This window comes from Xenorhabdus lircayensis (assembly GCF_016306625.1).
GTDB lineage: Bacteria > Pseudomonadota > Gammaproteobacteria > Enterobacterales > Enterobacteriaceae > Xenorhabdus > Xenorhabdus lircayensis.
In genome coordinates this window covers 85,394-102,874 of record NZ_JACOII010000033.1, presented here as the reverse complement: position 1 = coordinate 102,874, position 17,481 = coordinate 85,394, and the positions used below count along the sequence as shown (strand labels likewise).

At 44.0% G+C, this 17,481-nt stretch carries 16 protein-coding genes; 3 read left to right on the top strand and 13 right to left on the bottom strand.

What is annotated here, in order from left to right; all coding sequences use genetic code 11:
* Positions 1–4: 4 nt before the first annotated feature.
* The 6 genes from H8A87_RS08710 to xseB all read right to left on the bottom strand — a co-directional run bounded on the left by H8A87_RS08710 (position 5) and on the right by xseB (position 6,364).
* Positions 5–730 carry a 2OG-Fe dioxygenase family protein gene (locus tag H8A87_RS08710; protein ID WP_198689580.1) on the bottom strand — a complete coding sequence of 242 codons (726 nt, stop codon included), beginning with the start codon at positions 728–730 and terminating at the stop codon, positions 5–7.
* Positions 731–742: 12 nt separating this feature from the next.
* Complete coding sequence (locus tag H8A87_RS08705) at positions 743–1,639, bottom strand: ATP-grasp domain-containing protein (protein ID WP_332460349.1); 897 nt, start codon at positions 1,637–1,639, stop codon at positions 743–745.
* On the bottom strand, positions 1,636–2,844 hold the full coding sequence (locus H8A87_RS08700; RefSeq protein WP_232370146.1) for a KamA family radical SAM protein: 1,209 nt from the start codon (positions 2,842–2,844) through the stop codon (positions 1,636–1,638). The genes H8A87_RS08705 and H8A87_RS08700 overlap by 4 nt, the downstream gene beginning before the upstream one ends.
* Positions 2,845–3,155: 311 nt before the next feature.
* Positions 3,156–5,021 carry a 1-deoxy-D-xylulose-5-phosphate synthase gene (gene dxs, locus H8A87_RS08695; protein ID WP_198689579.1) on the bottom strand — a complete coding sequence of 622 codons (1,866 nt, stop codon included), beginning with the start codon at positions 5,019–5,021 and terminating at the stop codon, positions 3,156–3,158.
* 163 nt (positions 5,022–5,184) lie between these two features.
* A complete protein-coding gene (gene ispA, locus H8A87_RS08690; RefSeq protein ID WP_198689578.1) occupies positions 5,185–6,102 on the bottom strand; it encodes a (2E,6E)-farnesyl diphosphate synthase in 918 nt (305 codons plus the stop codon).
* 4 nt (positions 6,103–6,106) lie between these two features.
* Positions 6,107–6,364 (bottom strand): exodeoxyribonuclease VII small subunit, encoded by a 258-nt coding sequence (xseB, locus tag H8A87_RS08685; protein ID WP_198689577.1) that lies wholly within the window; start codon positions 6,362–6,364, stop codon positions 6,107–6,109.
* Positions 6,365–6,592: 228 nt separating this feature from the next.
* Here xseB and thiI point away from each other — a divergent pair, with 228 nt between their 5' ends.
* Positions 6,593–8,041 carry a tRNA uracil 4-sulfurtransferase ThiI gene (gene thiI, locus H8A87_RS08680; protein WP_198689576.1) on the top strand — a complete coding sequence of 483 codons (1,449 nt, stop codon included), beginning with the start codon at positions 6,593–6,595 and terminating at the stop codon, positions 8,039–8,041.
* A gap of 70 nt (positions 8,042–8,111) precedes the next feature.
* Here thiI and yajL read toward each other — a convergent pair whose 3' ends face one another.
* Positions 8,112–8,708, bottom strand: a complete 597-nt coding sequence (gene yajL, locus H8A87_RS08675) for a protein deglycase YajL (protein ID WP_198689575.1) — start codon at positions 8,706–8,708, stop codon at positions 8,112–8,114.
* A complete protein-coding gene (gene panE / locus H8A87_RS08670; protein ID WP_198689574.1) occupies positions 8,668–9,582 on the bottom strand; it encodes a 2-dehydropantoate 2-reductase in 915 nt (304 codons plus the stop codon). Before panE ends, yajL begins: the two co-directional genes overlap by 41 nt.
* 175 nt (positions 9,583–9,757) lie before the next feature.
* Between panE and H8A87_RS08665 the strand changes: the two genes are divergently transcribed.
* Positions 9,758–10,249 (top strand): YajQ family cyclic di-GMP-binding protein, encoded by a 492-nt coding sequence (locus H8A87_RS08665; protein WP_198689573.1) that lies wholly within the window; start codon positions 9,758–9,760, stop codon positions 10,247–10,249.
* 282 nt (positions 10,250–10,531) lie between these two features.
* Positions 10,532–12,031: a glycosyl hydrolase family 18 protein gene (locus tag H8A87_RS08660; protein WP_198689572.1), complete on the top strand. Its 1,500-nt coding sequence runs from the start codon at positions 10,532–10,534 to the stop codon at positions 12,029–12,031.
* Between the two features lie 116 nt (positions 12,032–12,147).
* Here the strand turns inward: H8A87_RS08660 and H8A87_RS08655 are convergent, their stop codons facing one another.
* From H8A87_RS08655 to cyoB, 5 genes are all read right to left on the bottom strand, one after another.
* Positions 12,148–13,515, bottom strand: a complete 1,368-nt coding sequence (locus H8A87_RS08655; RefSeq protein WP_198689571.1) for an MFS transporter — start codon at positions 13,513–13,515, stop codon at positions 12,148–12,150.
* Between the two features lie 143 nt (positions 13,516–13,658).
* Positions 13,659–14,543: a heme o synthase gene (gene cyoE / locus H8A87_RS08650; RefSeq protein ID WP_198689570.1), complete on the bottom strand. Its 885-nt coding sequence runs from the start codon at positions 14,541–14,543 to the stop codon at positions 13,659–13,661.
* A 12-nt stretch (positions 14,544–14,555) separates the two neighbouring features.
* Positions 14,556–14,888 carry a cytochrome o ubiquinol oxidase subunit IV gene (locus tag H8A87_RS08645; RefSeq protein WP_198689569.1) on the bottom strand — a complete coding sequence of 111 codons (333 nt, stop codon included), beginning with the start codon at positions 14,886–14,888 and terminating at the stop codon, positions 14,556–14,558.
* The gene (locus H8A87_RS08640; protein ID WP_198689568.1) at positions 14,888–15,499 is read right to left on the bottom strand and encodes a cytochrome o ubiquinol oxidase subunit III; all 612 of its coding nucleotides are present in this window, start codon (positions 15,497–15,499) and stop codon (positions 14,888–14,890) included. The genes H8A87_RS08645 and H8A87_RS08640 overlap by 1 nt, the downstream gene beginning before the upstream one ends.
* Complete coding sequence (gene cyoB / locus H8A87_RS08635) at positions 15,499–17,481, bottom strand: cytochrome o ubiquinol oxidase subunit I (RefSeq protein WP_198689567.1); 1,983 nt, start codon at positions 17,479–17,481, stop codon at positions 15,499–15,501. Before cyoB ends, H8A87_RS08640 begins: the two co-directional genes overlap by 1 nt.

The window sequence follows — 17,481 nt, the reverse complement described above, 5'->3', positions numbered from 1 at the left end:
ATTATTAGCTCTCTTGTTGTTCAGGAAGTTGCCGGAAGGTCACCAGTAATAGATCCCGAAATGCCGCGTTTGTAGGAGATACTTGCCGAACATTGCTCGCTCGATGATAAAGTTGTTTATCATTTATTACGAGTGTTTCAAGAAAGTGTTCCATTGCGGTGTGTAACAAGGGCGGTGCTTCATGTTCTGTTGCGTGAACTTCGGAAATCACCGGCTCGGTATTATGGCTTTGGATAAAGTGCATAAAGATCCAATCTTGACTATCTTGATGAATCCCGGAAGTCGTGGGACTCTCTTTACCGGACTGCGTTTTTACACGAAATTGGTGAATATCAATCGCATAGTGGTGTTCCTTAGTTAATCGATCACCTAAAATTGCAATATTGGTTGCAAGGATGTGTTGCATGATGGGGTCAGTGATGAACGTTTCTTCAGCATAACTGAGTTGATTGGCACCTTGTTTATATTCAATGTTATAGGTGATGGATGAGCGATATTCAGTATTCCTATTGAGTTGAAGCGGACTTTCTTGAGCAGAATGATAATAATAGCGCAGGATACGCCTTTCCCTATGAGTGTAGTCTTTAAAGTTCTGATCTAAGGCCAGATTATTCCAATGATCTTTAAACGTTTTAATTTCCTTTGAATCATAGGAAATCAACTTGCTGAAATATGGGGTGTGGCAATAATGCTCATTCATCAAACGTGCCGATATATCTGCAATTAGCATATCTTGGCTGCCTTATGGAGTGGGGACGATAATGGGTTTTACGTGCTCTAGCATTTCTTGGTGTAGCGCATGGGCATTGGAAGCATCGCCTACTTTTGCCCAGCATCTGAGCAGGTAATGTTCCTCGGTTTCCGCATTGATGTAGCAGTCAGCGGGGTGGGGAATACATTCGATCACATTTGGATGGTTTTTTATGTGTTCGATATTTTCAATACCTTGAAAATGCCCGCTCTTTTCCGGATACATGGCTAGCATCGAATAATGCTGTTTGGACGTTGTGGCTCGTTGTTGGGCGAGGCTGAGCTGTGTATCAATGCCCTGTTCTTGCAAAAGAATGGAGAGATATAGCTGGTATGGATCTAATTCGGCGGCATCACGGAAGGAAGAATTAACAAATAATCCACCAAGACGCGGATTAATCTCAATCACGACAGGGCCATCGTGGGTCATACGAAATTCAAGATGAGCGATGGCATAGTTCAATCCGACGGCCTTGATACAGGCTACGGCATAGTCTCTAATCTGTTCTTGTTCTGACGGAGAAAATGACACTGGCGGGCAAATCAGCAGATTTTCCAGTACGGTGTTTTCTTTTTCAGTGAGGATTAATTTTTCATTGATCAATACCGGATGTACCGTGTGCTGGCTAATGACACATTCAACAGTGGCTTCGATGCCCTCAAGATATTCTTCCAGTAGCAGGCTTTTTCCCGGTATGCTGATATGTTTTTCACCCTCTAAAGTGAAATATTCTTGTGTATCTCCCATAAAATCGATGTAAATCGAGTGGGCATAATGAGCCGTAAATGCGTGGCAATGTGCTTGAAGTTCAGTCCAGTTGCGGCATTTTTTGATAAAGGCTGAACCCGCCCCAAACGGCGGTTTTGCAATTAAGGGATAGCCAATCATCTCGGCTTGTGAATGGAGTTCTTCTTCAGTGTGGCACAGCGCATGACGTATTGATCTGACACCATGCTTTTGCAGCGCTTGACGCACCAGAAACTTGTTATTGCAGGCGGCAATAGCGGGGGAAGAGGCATTTGGCAGACCAATGTTGTGACAGACTTCCGCAACGATGCAGCCAACTTGACCGCTGGTAAGGCAATGTTGGAAACGTGGCGCTTGAGTTTGCTCATGATGGAGATGGCATCGTTGATCGAGGCTTTGTATTCCGAGGAGCCTGGAGAGAAAGGCATAAAGTGGTAAAGATAGTAGGGTTTCACTCCTATGCGATATAGGTCGATAAACAGTTTGTGGAGGGTTTCCTCGTTGTCATTGATACCGCGCAGGAAGGGCATATTGGAAAAAACAATCGGTACGACACTTTGGATGCGGCGCACGGCAGCCTGAAATTCTTCGCTCAACTCAAGTGGATGGCAGATATGCACACCAAAGGCGTTGACGCGGTGTTTTTTCAATGTCCTGATGAGAGCATCGGTAATACGGTAAGGGTTGAAGGTCAGGGCACGGGAATGAATACGGATCAACAGATCTTCTCTGATTTCCCTGATGGCGGCTAAGGATTCGTCAAGTTTGTTATCTGTCAGCATTAAGGGATCACCCCCACTCAGGATCACTTCTTCCACAGAAGGAGTATTTTTGATGTATTCAAGGGATTGTTGGAAGGAGCTGCGACCAGCATTCGATTTACCTGAATCTACCTTCAATGTCCGCAGAGCCTCAAAGCAGAATTGGCAGTAGGAGTTACAGGCATTCACCATCCGCAAAATAACGCGATTGTCATATTTATGCTGGCAGATGGGGGTTTTCATCTCATCATTGAGTTCCCAGTTTTCAGATTCGCCATCGTAGCCATTGAGCTCCTCTTTACTCCAGAATGGAACCACTTGCCGCCAGAGTGGGTTTGTCGTGATATCGTCAGATTGGTTGGTGGCTAGGATTCTGCTGAGATAGTAGGGCGTAATTTGCATTTTCTGGCCCTGCAAATTTTGCTGAATACGTTGGATTATTTCATCACTCCATCCACCACAGGCGGTACGTAAAGACTCTGCATCACGTAATGCGTTTTTTTGCTGCCAGCGCCAATTGAGCCAATTTTCATGAGAGTTACACAAGAATTGCTGTGAATGGGGGACTACATCGATATTATTCATTATACAACCTCAATATTTATTTAATTTTTAATGTGTTGCTTAAATAACATGGTTAATAAACACTCAACTTAAATGGTTATCATTGTGTTGATTTTTAGTCAAATTGATATCTTTTATTTGAGAGATAAGGAGAAGTGTTTACGAAATTGGTATATGAAATATTGATTGAAATGGTTAGTTTTTTGAATGTATTTGTGGCGATATCTATAACAAATAAAACACTTGAATAGAAAAATTTGAGTGGGTTAAGCGTAGAAGTGGAGAGAGGAACGGATGAGTATTTAACAGGAACACCCATCCGCTATCAGAAATTATTTAGCCAGATATTTCTCGATACTATTTTGAATACCTGTCGCATCCAACCCTAAATCAGCGTGAAGCTCTTGCTGGGTTCCTTGGGGTATAAAGTGATCAGGTAATCCCAGGTTTAATACGGGAACTGACCGTTTTTCCTGCATCAAAAGCTCGTTAACGCCACTCCCTGCACCGCCCATGATGGCGTTTTCTTCTAAAGTCACCAGCAAATCATGGCTAGCGGCCATTTCCAGAACCAGCTCTTTATCCAGTGGCTTGACAAAGCGCATATCGACGACAGTCGCATTTAGGTTTTCAGCCGCTTGCAGCGCATAAGGTAACAATGTGCCAAAGTTAAGGATCGCAATGCGCTCTCCCTGACGGTGGATCACGCCCTTGCCAATTGGCAAGGATACCAGCGGTTGAAGTTCAGCACCGGTCCCTGTACCGCGAGGATAACGGACGGCAGCTGGGCCTTCTTGATAGTGATGCCCAGTATGTAGCATCTGGCAGCATTCGTTTTCATCGCTGGGAGCCATGATTACCATATTCGGAATACAACGCAGGAATGAGAGGTCAAATGCACCTTGATGCGTCTGACCATCTGCGCCGACAATGCCGCCACGATCGATAGCAAACAATACGGGCAGGTTTTGGATGGCAACATCGTGGATAACCTGGTCGTAAGCGCGTTGCAGAAAGGTGGAGTAAATGGCGACGATGGGTTTGTAGCCACCGATAGCCAAACCTGCCGCAAAGGTGACGGAATGCTGTTCGGCAATGGCGACATCAAAATATTGTTCAGGATACTCGCGGGAGAAACGCACCATGCCGGAACCTTCTCGCATGGCGGGGGTAATCGCCATCAGTTTTTTGTCATGGGCGGCTTCTTCACACAGCCAGTCACCAAAGATCTTGGAAAATGTCGGGCGAGTATCTGCGCTTTTTGGCAGGGAACCGGTAGCCGGATCGAATTTTGGGACAGCGTGCCAACTGATGGGATCTTTTTCCGCGGGGGCATAACCACGGCCTTTCTTGGTCATGATATGCAGGAATTGTGGCCCTTTCAGTTCACGCATATTTTTCAAGGTCTGGGTCAGCGCCAGTACGTCATGACCATCAACAGGCCCAATGTAGTTAAAGCCAAGTTCTTCAAACAAGGTGCCGGGGACGACCATGCCTTTGAGATGTTCTTCGGTTTTTTTCAGTAGCTCTTTGATAGGAGGCAGGTTGGAAAAGACTTTCTTGCCGCCTTCACGCAGGGTTGTATAGAGTTTGCCTGATAGTAATTGTGCCAGATGGTTATTCAACGCCCCGACGTTTTCAGAAATCGACATTTCATTGTCATTGAGAATAACCAGCATATCGGGGTCGATATCTCCCGCATGGTTCATGGCTTCGAAAGCCATACCCGCAGTGATGGCACCATCCCCAATGACGCATACCGTTTTACGGCCTTTGCCTTCGTGTTTTGCTGCGATAGCCATACCTAAGCCGGCGCTAATTGAAGTGGATGAGTGGCCGACACACAAGGTGTCATATTCACTTTCATCTCGCCACGGGAAAGGATGAAGACCATTTTTCTGGCGAATGGTATCAATGCGATCACGACGCCCAGTTAAAATTTTATGTGGGTAGGCCTGATGACCAACATCCCAGACTAAATTGTCAAAGGGTGTTTTATAAACATGGTGGAGTGCGATGGTTAATTCGATAGTGCCAAGGCCGGAAGCAAAGTGCCCACTGGAGCGGCTGACACTGTTCAGCAAAAATTGACGCAGTTCATCGCATAACTTTGGCAAAGTGTCTTTGGGTAGCAGGCGAAGTTCTTCTGGAGTTTCCGCCAATGCCAATGTTGGATATTTCGCTATATCAATGCTCATGCTATGCCTGTATAAAATGCTATACCCGTTAGAAGTTGAATATTAAGAACCCTGTTATTATCAGTATGTAATTTTTGGGTTCACCCCATGAGATACTTTTATTGATTATGGGTTTTTATATAACTGGTGACCATATTAATCGATGACTAATATGACCGTTTTTTTAGCTGTTTCTCTCAATGATAAAACCAGCCAGTTTTTTTAAAGTTGCGGTGTTATACGACTGTTTTTCCAGTTCTGTGAGTGTGGTAAGTGCTTCTTCATACAGATCTCGGGCTTTTTTCTGGGCTTGCCCTAAACCTAATAAGGCAGGATAGGTACTTTTGCCGAGTTGTTGATCGTTGCCCTGACGTTTGCCAATCACTTCAGTATTGCCAATGACATCCAGAATATCATCATGTACCTGAAATGCGAGGCCAATGGCTTGGGCATATTGTTCAAGCAAAGGCAAAACTTCACGCCCCCGTTGCCCTGCGCTATAAGCCCCCAGTCGGACGGCTGCGCGTATTAATGCGCCTGTTTTATGTCGGTGAATTTGTTCCAGCGAGGCAAGGTCGATCTGTTTACCTTCAGCTTCCAAATCCAGGGACTGCCCACCGCACATACCAGCAAAACCGCTGGCACTTGCCAGTTCAGTGACCATGGCAAGGCGATCGGATAAGGCAACATCGGGCATGTCTTGCTTTGCCAGAATTTCAAAGGCCAATGACTGTAACGCATCACCTGCTAAAATGGCCTGACTTTCACCAAATTTGATGTGGCAGGTGGGTTGCCCACGGCGTAAATCGTCGTTATCCATTGCGGGTAAATCATCATGAATCAATGAATAAGCATGGATGCACTCTAATGCGAGGGCTGCGGCATCAAGACTCTTTTTGGGGAGACCAAACATTTCGCCCACGCTGTAAACTAAAAATGGACGCAGCCGTTTTCCACCCAGTACCGCACCATGCTGCATTGCTGTGCCTAATGGGCTGTTTAAAAAGGGTAATGAAGAAAATGTTGCCATCAGTTTGTCATTGACATGTTGCTGACAAGCACTTAATTGCTCTTCAAAAGGAGTCTCATATTGTTCAGGCATAAATTTACTCAGTATCGGACGAAAATTCATCAAGTGGCGATTGTGCGTCATGATTCAATAAAATTTGCACTCGTTGCTCCGCCTGCTGGAGAGTTTTCTGTCCCTGTCTTGCAAGTTGAATACCGCGTTCAAATTCATCCAACGCATCTTCTAATGGGAGTTCCCCGGATTCCAGCCGAATAACAATTTCTTCCAGCTCTTTCAGCGAGGTCTCAAATGCTGGAATTTTTTCGGTTTCTGATGTTTGATTTGCTTTAGACATAATGACTTAACGTATGGTTATTTAACGAATTACAGCAAAGCAATTTCGTTATAGAATTGCAGAATACCCTACTACAGCAAGAAAAATAAATCATGCGTTACCGCTGTTTTTTTACAGGCTATATAGCAAGATGATGTTATACTCTGCGCCCTACCCAACTGAACACTTAAGAACAATCATTGATATTGTTTGTGATAGTTCAACATTGAATGACTACTATATCTTACTATGAAGTTTATCATTAAATTATTCCCCGAAATTACGATCAAGAGCCAAACCGTCCGTTTGCGTTTTATTAAAATTCTTGCCAGCAATATCCGCAATGTGCTGAAAACATTTGGAGAGGGCATTGCTGTTGTTCGCCATTGGGATAATATCGAAGTTCGAGTCAAAAATGATAACCTCGGTGCAGAAATTTGTGACGCACTGACACGTATTCCAGGTATTCACCATATCCTGCAAGTAGAAGAGCGAGATTTTCGTGACTTGCATCATATCTTTGAACAATCTTATGAAGCATACGGTCATTTACTGCATGGTAAAACGTTTTGTGTCCGTGCAAAGCGCCGTGGCAAACACAGTTTTACATCCAATGAAGTCGAACGCTATGTCGGTGGTGGCCTGAACCAGCACATTGAATCTGCCAAGGTAAAATTGACCCAGCCAAATGTGACGGTCAATTTAGAAATCGATCAGGATAAATTGATTCTGGTTAAAGCACGCCATGAAGGGATTGGCGGTTTTCCTATTGGTACACAGGAAGATGTGCTGTCACTGATTTCCGGTGGATTTGATTCCGGCGTTTCCAGTTATATGTTGATGCGTCGTGGTTGCCGTGTGCATTATTGTTTCTTTAATCTTGGTGGCTCTGCCCATGAAATTGGGGTGAAACAGGTTGCTCATTATTTGTGGAACCGATTTGGGCGTTCTCATAAAGTCCGTTTTGTTGCTATCGATTTTGAACCTGTTGTTGCTGAAATTTTGGAAAAAATCGAGGACGGGCAAATGGGGGTTGTGCTGAAAAGAATGATGGTCAGGGCGGCGTCCAAAATTGCAGAGCGCTACGGTGTACAGGCGATCGTAACGGGGGAGGCATTAGGGCAGGTATCCAGCCAGACCTTAACTAACTTAAGGCTGATCGATAATGCCTCAGATACGTTGATCCTCCGTCCCCTGATTTCTCATGATAAAGAGCACATTATTAAGCTGGCTCGTAAGATTGGCACGGAAGACTTTGCTCGTACCATGCCAGAATTTTGTGGCGTGATTTCGAAAAGTCCAACAGTGAAAGCTGTTAAGGCCAAAATTGAAGGGGAAGAAAACAATTTTGATTTCGAGATCTTAGAGCGGGTAGTCAGTGAAGCTCAGAATCTGGATATCCGTCAGATTTCAGAGCAAACCAGTGAGCAAGTTGTTGAAGTGGAAACGGTGACGGAATTTTCCACCAATGATGTACTGCTGGATATCCGTTCTCCAGATGAGCAAGATGATCGCCCGTTAAATATGGAGGGTATTGACGTTCATTCATTACCTTTCTATAAACTGAGCACTCAGTTTGGTGATCTGCCAAAAGAGAAAACTTATTTGCTTTATTGTGAGCGTGGTGTGATGAGCCGTTTACAGGCCCTTTATCTGCGTGAACAAGGTTTCGAAAATGTGAAGGTCTATCGGCCTTAACTTAATTTGAGATCAGAGCATCAGGCTGCTTATTAGAACATATCTTTAAGCAGCCTATGCAGGCAGATGATTACTGGGTATTTTGGTAATTATTAATGCCGGGCGGTAAAACGAGTTGAGCGGCAACTTCTGCTGCTTTCTCTTTTCCTTGCAACAATTCAATCAGCTTCAAGGCGAAGTCAAAAGCGGTAGCAGGCCCTTGGCTGGTCAGTAAATTTACTCTTTCATCAAAATAAACCCGTTTATCAATCCATTTTTCTGGTGCAATCTTATCCTGCATGCTGGGAGAGCCAGTCATGTTTCCGATGGGGAAAAGTTGGTGATGTTCCAGTACGATAGCGGGAGATGCGCAGATTGCCGCGATGATTTTCCTCTGACTTTGGGCGATACGAATTTTTTCTACTACCAGTAAGCTGTCACGAAAACATTCTGCGCCTTTTATCCCTCCGGGCAGGACAATGGCATCGAAATCTTCGTCAACTACATCAACCAAAGGCACGTCCGCAACGATTTTGACACCGCGTGAGCAGGTTAATGTGAGGGTGCCATCTGTTTCGGTACTGGCCACGGTTACATCAATTCCGGCTCTAACAAGTAAATCAATAGTAGTGACCGCTTCGGTCTCTTCACTGCCATGAGCCAGACAAATAAGGGCTGAGGCACTCATATTCTTCCTCCTTGCGCTTAATATAATGATAAACAGTGGTATTTTCTGCGGCTGGCAGCCCGTGTATACGGGCTCGGCGCAGTAAAAAACCGGTAATGTAGTCTATTTCTGTATGCCGTTGCGCCCGTATATCTTGCAGCATGGATGAATAGTTTTCAGATGTCTGCTCAATCACATTCATGACGTAATCAATGAGTGTTTGTTTGGTCGTATGGATATCATCATGTTCCATGACTTGATGGATTTCGTCACATAATAATTGAATTTGTGCACGGTGATTCAGTAACCCGCCATTGTTACAATCATACATCACAGTGAGTGGATTAATGACACAGTTGACGGCAAGTTTCATCCAACTGATGACGTGTATTTCATTATGCCATGCCACATCGGGCAGTGCGTGGTGCAAAATATCTGCCAACCCACTGAGTTTATCAGCATTAGTTGTCACAGAGCCAATGTGAGTCATCCCTTGTGATTTGTGATAAACAATGTCATTTTTCCGATAGGCTCCATGAGTTGTCACGCCAAGTAAAATGGGATTGGGTAAAGGTAAGAATTCTTCCTGTGAACCCATTCCATTATGCAATAACAGGATCGGGCAATAAGGGGAAAGTTTGGCAGCAAGGTTGTTAATCGCATCAGAAACCTGCCATGCTTTTAAACAAACAAGAAGTAACTCGCTTTCAGCGAGATGTTTTTCGTCATTAGCAAGAAATCGCTGATGAAATACTTTGCCATTGAAATTTTCGATCTGGGCGGAAATCAAAGGTTGTGGAACTCTTAGCCATGCCTGAAGGCTGTGGTTCTGCTGGGATAAGGCGGCAAGCCACAGTTTACCTATAGCGCCACAGCCAAGAATGGTTATTTTCATATTTCTTCCTTGAGGGACACTTTCATGGGGAACCTCGACTCGTAATTTAACGCTAAATGTCCTCAAAAACAGGATAAATTCACAAAGATCGCTAAACCTCCCGAGTATAGATCTTTTGCCAATAATGGAAAGCGGTTATCATGCCGACTTATTGATTAGCAGGAGGTGACGGGTAATGCCATCATTTGATATTGTTTCAGAAGTTGATATGCAGGAAGTGCGTAACGCAGTAGAAAACGCACAGAGGGAGTTAACCAATCGCTGGGATTTCCGCAACGTCAACGCGAGTTTTGAATTAAACGAAAAGAACGAATCGGTCAAAATTGCAAGTGAATCAGATTTTCAGGTGAATCAATTAATTGATATTCTGCGTGAGAAATTTTCTAAACGTGGGATTGATGGTTCCGTACTTAATATTCCGGAAAATATGGTTCATAGCGGCAAAACATACAGTGTAGACGCGACCTTGCTGCAAGGTATCGATACACCGTTGGCGAAGAAGCTGGTGAAACTGATTAAAGACAGTAAGCTGAAAGTACAAGCCCAGATTCAGGGTGAACAAGTTCGGGTAACAGGTAAAGCACGCGATGATCTGCAAAATGTCATTGCATTAATTCGTGGTGCAGAATTAGGGCAGCCTTTCCAGTTTACTAATTTCCGTGACTAACTGCCGTCATTGACCGGTTTGTTTTTGTTGGACTAACTAAAGTATTTAAGGGAAGCACAGTAATTTCAATAATGACTAATGCTTCCCTTTATAATCACCATAAAATAAATTAAATTATTACCGATATGAATAATTGATAATTTCATTTTTTGTTTTACAGAATGAGTTTCATAATATAATGCTAATAAATGATGAGGTATGAAATAAAAAATGAGTGAGCTAGGATGATTTCTGAATTTATAAAGACAGGCATGTAATTCTAATTTTAAAAAAGGAGAGTTTATGTCAAAGATAACTCAGATAGATCCACTCAGTGAAGAATCTTACCGTTTAGATAATTTTAAACCGGCAACTGAAACAACAAAATACAGTTATACATCGGGAAGAGTTGCTTTACCTGTTTATAATAAATATGATGTTAAAAATAGGCCTAAAGTTATTGGTTATTATACCGACTGGTCACAATATGATGGCCGTTTGCAAGGCAATCAAACGCCTTCTGCACGAGGAAGAGGTATTGATCTACAACATCTGTTAGATAACCCTTTCGCCTATGACAAACTGATTATTGGTTTCTGCGGAATATTGGGGGATAAAGGTGAGAAGGCATCTTTAATTTCTCGGGCAGCACCAAAGTTTGATCGTCATAAAAATGGAGAAGTCACATTTACTGATGAATGGGGCGATTGCCAATCTTATGTCAACTGTACTTACCCTGGGTGGCAAGATATTCACATGCCCAGAGACTTCAATCAAGCTAATTCCATGGGAATATTGGGTGGATTGGCAAAAGTGCAGGGCGCAGCAAGAGCACAAGGCCATGACTTGGCAATGTCATTCAGTGTTGGTGGCTGGACCATGAGTAATGGTTTTTTCCATATGGTCAGAGACAACCAGCTGAAATCCAATTTTATTTCTAGCTTGATAGATATATTCAGACGTTTTCCGATGTTCACTGAAGTAGATATTGATTGGGAATACCCTGGTGCTCCAGGAAACCAGAATCCGCACGATTCGGACGATGGAAAATATTATATTAGCCTCATTCGCGATTTATCTTCTGCCTTCAAGAATGAAGGGCGCTCTGATATTAAAATCAGCATCGCTTGTTCTGCCGTACCCGACATCATGGAGAAATCCAGCATACCGGAATTATTAAATGCGGGATTGTATGGCGTCAATGTTATGACTTATGATTTCTTTGGTACGCCATGGGCGGATAAATTAAGACATCATACTAACTTACGTCGTTATCCTGGTAGCGAAAATAGTGTAGAAAAAGCTGTTGAATATTTACTGAGTGTAGGTGTGCCATCTCAGGCTATTAATATTGGTTATGCAGGATATTCCCGTAATGCAAAAAATACCAATATTGACAGTTATTCACCACTATCGGGAAGCTATAATCATGACAAGGGTACGACGACTACGGGAACATTTGAATCCGGCTCAACAGAGTGGTATGACACAATATATAATTATATTGATCTCGAATCTCGAAAAGATAGAAACAATTTTACCCTTTATACCGATGAAGTTGCGGATGCAGATTATCTTTATAACCAAGACAGTAAACTGTTTTTGTCAATCGACACACCGCGTACAGTGAAAGCTAAAGCAAAATATGCATTGGAAAAAAATCTGGGTGGGGTTTTCACTTGGACTGCGGATCAAGACAGAGGGTTATTAGTGAATGCAGCGCGTGAAGGACTGGAATGTCCATTATTGATTAAAAAGATCGATATGGAGCCTTTCTATTATAAAGGGAAAACCAGTAAATAATGCGTTATTCCTGAAGCAAGCTATCAGCTTAAATGCCTGATGCTAACAATAGTACGGTGTTTGGCAAGCACCGTACTTATTTGTTATAAATTCTGCTTTGTTACAAATACAGCCAATCATTCATGGGACAAGACAATTTGCTCTAACTGTTCGCGGTTGGTCAATTTGGTATCGACTTTGATATACACACTGAGTTCTTCTGGTGCGATGACGACATCTTTTACACCAGCCTGCGCCAATATCTTTTTTTCCAAAATATCAGTATGGTTCAATTGATTGGGCAAAATGAGTCTGATGCTGCTGACATATGGGGGTTGCCGCAATGTGAGGCTGATAATAAACCAGAGTGCAGTCAGCGCGATGCCTCCCATAAAAACCAGTGATGCACCTTGCAGTTCATAAAGCATTCCACCAAGGAAACCCCCCAAAGCAACCCCTAAAAATTGGCTGGTAGAATAAACGCCCATGGCAGTGCCTTTGTAACCCGCAGGGGCTTCCTTACTGATAAGTGAAGGCAAAATGGCTTCCATGATATTAAACGCAAGGAAGAAAATTTGAATGCCGGCAAAGATCCCCCAAAGATGCGATCCCTGCGACCATAAAACGACTTCAGCAATGAATAGCATACCAACGCAAAGTAAAAATACCTGCTTCATGCGGCGTTTTGTTTCTGCATAGATAATGAAAGGCAGAACGGCAACAAAGGAAATCAGTGTGGTAATTAAGTACACTTTCCAGTGTTGTTGCGGTGGAAAGCCTACTTTCTCCATGATGAGGGGCAGGGCAACAAAGCTTGACATCAATAAGGTATGTAGGCTGAGAATACCAAAATTGAGTTTTAATAGCTGAGGATCGGATAGCACACGCTTAAAACTGTCTCGGGCGATGCCGGATTCGCGATTCAGTAAATGCTTCTGTGTATTTGGTACTGCGAATAGAGTGATCAAAATCCCACATCCAGCCAAGACAGCGATTACCCAGAATAGACCATTTAAGCCGATGTGGTGGGTAATAATAGGGCCAACGACAATAGCAAAAGCAAATGTAATACCAAAGCTAATACCAATAAATGCCATAGCTTTTGTTCGGTTCTGTTCGCGGGTTAGATCAGAAATTAATGCCATGATTGCGGCGGATATCGCCCCTGTGCCCTGCAAGGCTCTACCGATAATAATGCCCCAGATAGAATCGCTTAATGCGGCAATAATACTCCCTAATACAAAAATGAGTAGTCCACCGATGATTAAGGGCTTTCTGCCAATTTTATCTGAAAGTAGGCCGAATGGGATTTGAAATATTGCTTGTGTTAACCCGTATATACCAATGGCAATCCCGATCAGTGCTTCGGTTGCACCATGTAATTGCAGGCCATAGGTCGTCAGAACAGGTAAAACCATGAACATGCCTAACATGCGCAGAGAGAAAACCGAACCTAAGCCCCATGTCGCCCGAAGTTCAAGCGGAGTCATTTTATTATCGTTCATGGATACCTCAAAGAAGCTGGTATGACATTTTACTTTGATGGGGGCAAACTAAAAAAACATATTTGCAACCGAATCATTTGCCATTGAATAAAAGCGATAAGGGAAAGGAAAAGATGGCAGGGCTATCCCTGCCATCTTTGAGATTACCAGACGTAAGTCAGTAGGTTTTCTGGAGATGCTGATGAATCTACAGACATCATGACGCTTAATGACATGATAGCGACGATAGAAAACATGAATAGCTTACGGGCCCAAATACGGTCATCAGAGGTTTTATAACCTGATAATGCCATACCCAGCCACCAGATACTGACTGCTGCGGCTACGATAAGGTATTTATAACCAGCATAGCCACTGATAGTCAGCATTAAAGTGGCGACCATAAAGGCCAGAATGTACAGAGTGATGTGGTTTTTCGCGACGGAAATACCTTTAATCACTGGTAATACTGGAATGTTAGCGGCTTGATAATCTTTGAACCGAAAAATAGCAATGGCGTAAGAGTGGGGCATTTGCCACAAGCTGAAGATCAGCAATAAGATCAGCGCCCCTGTATCAAAGTGCCCTGCTACCGCACAGTAACCAATTACGGGAGGTGCTGCGCCTGACAAGCTACCAACCAGTGTGCCGTACACAGATTTCCTTTTCATGTAGAGGCTATAAACCCCGACATAGATAATAAACCCGATAAAAGCTAACTGCATTGCTAAGGTATTGGCTGCTACATAGAGCAACACGATGCCAGCAATACCTAGCACTGCGGCGTAAATCAGGCTGATTTTCGGATCTATAAGCCCTTTTACAAGGACTCTTTCTTTCGTTCTTTCCATTATACGGTCGATATCGCGGTCGATATAGTTGTTGAATACACAACCAGATGCTACCACCAGCGATACCCCGACCATCGTTGCAAAGAATAAGGGGTAATCTATTACGCCCCTGGAAGCGAGTAGAAAACCACCAATCGCAGAAATTAGATTTCCGAAAATAATTCCTGGTTTGGTCACTTGCAGGTATTGCTTAATCATTCAAATCAACCCTTAATCAACCATCATATTGATGTTCAGGTTGTACATAATCCACAGGGAGCCAACAACAACGATAGCGATGACCAGTAATGTGAATAGTAAAGCAACGAGATTCCAACGCTCTTCAGACGATGTATTCATATGCAGGAAGCAGATGAAATGAACAAAAATCTGAACGACAGCCATCGCGACTACTGTTACGAGGATGGTGCTGTGTGAAGCTGTACCTTCCATCACCATCCAGAATGGGATCACGGTCAGTATGACTGACAATACAAAACCAATCATATAGGTTTTGAAGCTACCGTGGCTGGCGCCGGAATGAGAAGTATTTGGATGACTCATTACATAGCTCCCATCAGATAAACGACAGTAAATACACAGATCCATACAACGTCAAGGAAGTGCCAGAACAAACTCAGGCAGTTCAGACGAGTACGGTTCATGTCAGTCAGACCACGACGTGAAACCTGAACGATCAGAACGATAATCCAAATCAGGCCGAAGGTGACGTGCAGACCGTGAGTAGCAACCAGTGCAAAGAAGGAAGACAGGAATGCACTACGATCCGGGCCAAAGCCTTCTGAGATCAGTTTATGGAACTCATACACTTCCATTGAAACGAAACCAAGGCCGAACAGGAAGGTAATGAACAGCCACAGGTTAACCTGTGCAACTTTACCTTTGTTCATGTTCAGCATAGCGAAACCATAGGTAATACTACTGAACAGCAGCAGGAAGGTTTCGACTAGAACAAAATCCAGTTCAAAAATATCTTTACCTGTTGGGCCACCAGCAGTGCCGTTAACCAGTACTGCATAGGTAGCGAACAGACTTGCAAACAGAACCAAGTCACTCATCAGGTAGATCCAGAAGCCAAATACTTTATTGGCTCCTGTATCGTGGTGCCCATGATCGTCATGGGCAGCTGTGTTATTCAGGGTTTGAGTCGACATTATTTCACACCTGCCTTTCTCAGTTCTTCGTAACGCTGATTTTCAACTTTCTCGACTTCAGCTACAGGGACGTAGTAATCAACGTCTTCGTCAAAGCTTTTCACGATGCAACTGATAACGATGCCAGCAAAGCTTCCAATAGCCATCCACCAGATATGCCAGATAAAAGCAAAGCCTAATATCAGACAGAATGCGCTGATGACCACGCCAGCTGCTGTATTTCTAGGCATATGAATTTCTTCATATTTGGCCGGACGCTTATATTCAGTGCCTTTTTCTTTTATATCCCACCATGCATCACGAGTCTGAACATGTGGAACTTCAGCAAAGTTATAGAATGGAGGTGGAGATGAAGTTGACCATTCAAGGGTACGAGCACCCCATGGATCACCAGTCAGATCACGGTTTTGTTCACGGTCACGGATACTGACATAGAACTGGATAACCTGACACAGAATACCCAAGGCGATTAAGACAACGCCGCCAGCTGCAACAACCAGCAGTGAGTGGAATTCTGGGTTGATATCTTGGCTCAGACGACGGGTCATACCCATGAAGCCCAGTGCGTACAGCGGCATGAAGGCAACGAAGAATCCAGAGATCCAGAACCAGAATGCGCGGACTCCCCATTTTTCGTTCAGTGTGAAACCGAACGCTTTCGGGAACCAGTAAGTAGTACCTGCGAAGCAGCCGAATACCACACCGCCGATGATGACGTTATGGAAGTGAGCAATCAGGAACAGACTGTTGTGCAGAACAAAGTTCGCGCCAGGTACTGCCAGCAGAACACCAGTCATACCACCAATGGAGAAAGTGACTAGGAAGCCGACAGTCCACAGCATCGGGGTTTTGAATTCGATACGACCACGGTACATAGTGAACAGCCAGTTGAAGATCTTAACCCCGGTTGGGATAGAGATAATCATCGTGGCGATACCAAAGAAGGCGTTGACGTTCGCGCCGGAGCCCATGGTAAAGAAGTGGTGCAACCATACGATGAACGACAGGATAGTAATAACGATTGTCGCCCACACCAGTGAGGTATAACCAAACAGGCGTTTTTTCGAGAATGTTGCAGTGACTTCAGAGAAGATACCAAAGACAGGCAGAACCAGAATGTAAACTTCAGGATGACCCCAAGCCCAAATCAGGTTGATGTACATCATCATGTTGCCGCCCATATCGTTGGTAAAGAAATGGGTGCCCAGATAACGATCCAGAGTTAATAGTGCAATGGTGACTGTCAGGATTGGGAACGCAGCAATGATCAGTACGTTGGTGCACAATGAAGCCCATGTAAAGACAGGGAGTTTCATCATGGACATACCTGGTGCACGCATGCGCAGGATGGTCACGAAGAAGTTAACACCTGTCAGCAATGTACCTACACCGGAGAGCTGAAGACTCCATATCCAGTAATCGACCCCGACCCCAGGATTATATTCCAGACCGGACAGAGGCGGATAGGCTAACCAACCCGTTTGTGCGAACTCACCGACCCCCAGAGAGAGGTTGATGAGTACTACACCAACAACAAACAGCCAGAAGCTTAAAGAGTTCAGGAATGGAAATGCAACGTCGCGCGCACCGATTTGCAGAGGAACAACAATGTTCATCAGACCGACAACGAAAGGCATTGCCATGAAGAAGATCATGATAACGCCATGGGCGGTAAAGATCTGATCATAATGGTGCGGGGGTAGGAAGCCTGCTTCACCAGCAGAAGCGAGGGCTTGCTGTCCACGCATCATGATGGCGTCAGCAAAACCACGAAGCATCATTACCATGGCTACGACGATGTACATGACACCGATTTTCTTATGGTCAACGCTGGTTAACCATTCACTCCAGAGCCATTTCCATTTACGGAAATAGGTTAAGGCACCGGCAACTGCCAGCCCCCCAAGCAAGATCCCAAGCAATGTCACCACAATAATGGGTTCATGCAATGGGACCGCATCCAGTGTTAATTTTCCCCACAT

Coding starts and splice junctions, on each gene's coding strand:
- panE (WP_198689574.1), bottom strand. CDS start 9,582: ATGAAAATAACCATTCTTGGCTGTGGCGCTATAGGTAAACTGTGGCTT.
- H8A87_RS08710 (WP_198689580.1), bottom strand. CDS start 730: ATGCTAATTGCAGATATATCGGCACGTTTGATGAATGAGCATTATTGC.
- H8A87_RS08665 (WP_198689573.1), top strand. CDS start 9,758: ATGCCATCATTTGATATTGTTTCAGAAGTTGATATGCAGGAAGTGCGT.
- cyoE (WP_198689570.1), bottom strand. CDS start 14,543: ATGATTAAGCAATACCTGCAAGTGACCAAACCAGGAATTATTTTCGGA.
- thiI (WP_198689576.1), top strand. CDS start 6,593: ATGAAGTTTATCATTAAATTATTCCCCGAAATTACGATCAAGAGCCAA.
- xseB (WP_198689577.1), bottom strand. CDS start 6,364: ATGTCTAAAGCAAATCAAACATCAGAAACCGAAAAAATTCCAGCATTT.
- H8A87_RS08705 (WP_332460349.1), bottom strand. CDS start 1,639: ATGATTGGCTATCCCTTAATTGCAAAACCGCCGTTTGGGGCGGGTTCA.
- ispA (WP_198689578.1), bottom strand. CDS start 6,102: ATGCCTGAACAATATGAGACTCCTTTTGAAGAGCAATTAAGTGCTTGT.
- H8A87_RS08640 (WP_198689568.1), bottom strand. CDS start 15,499: ATGTCGACTCAAACCCTGAATAACACAGCTGCCCATGACGATCATGGG.
- cyoB (WP_198689567.1), bottom strand. CDS start 17,481: ATGTGGGGAAAATTAACACTGGATGCGGTCCCATTGCATGAACCCATT.
- H8A87_RS08660 (WP_198689572.1), top strand. CDS start 10,532: ATGTCAAAGATAACTCAGATAGATCCACTCAGTGAAGAATCTTACCGT.
- H8A87_RS08645 (WP_198689569.1), bottom strand. CDS start 14,888: ATGAGTCATCCAAATACTTCTCATTCCGGCGCCAGCCACGGTAGCTTC.
- dxs (WP_198689579.1), bottom strand. CDS start 5,021: ATGAGCATTGATATAGCGAAATATCCAACATTGGCATTGGCGGAAACT.
- yajL (WP_198689575.1), bottom strand. CDS start 8,708: ATGAGTGCCTCAGCCCTTATTTGTCTGGCTCATGGCAGTGAAGAGACC.
- H8A87_RS08700 (WP_232370146.1), bottom strand. CDS start 2,844: ATGAATAATATCGATGTAGTCCCCCATTCACAGCAATTCTTGTGTAAC.
- H8A87_RS08655 (WP_198689571.1), bottom strand. CDS start 13,515: ATGAACGATAATAAAATGACTCCGCTTGAACTTCGGGCGACATGGGGC.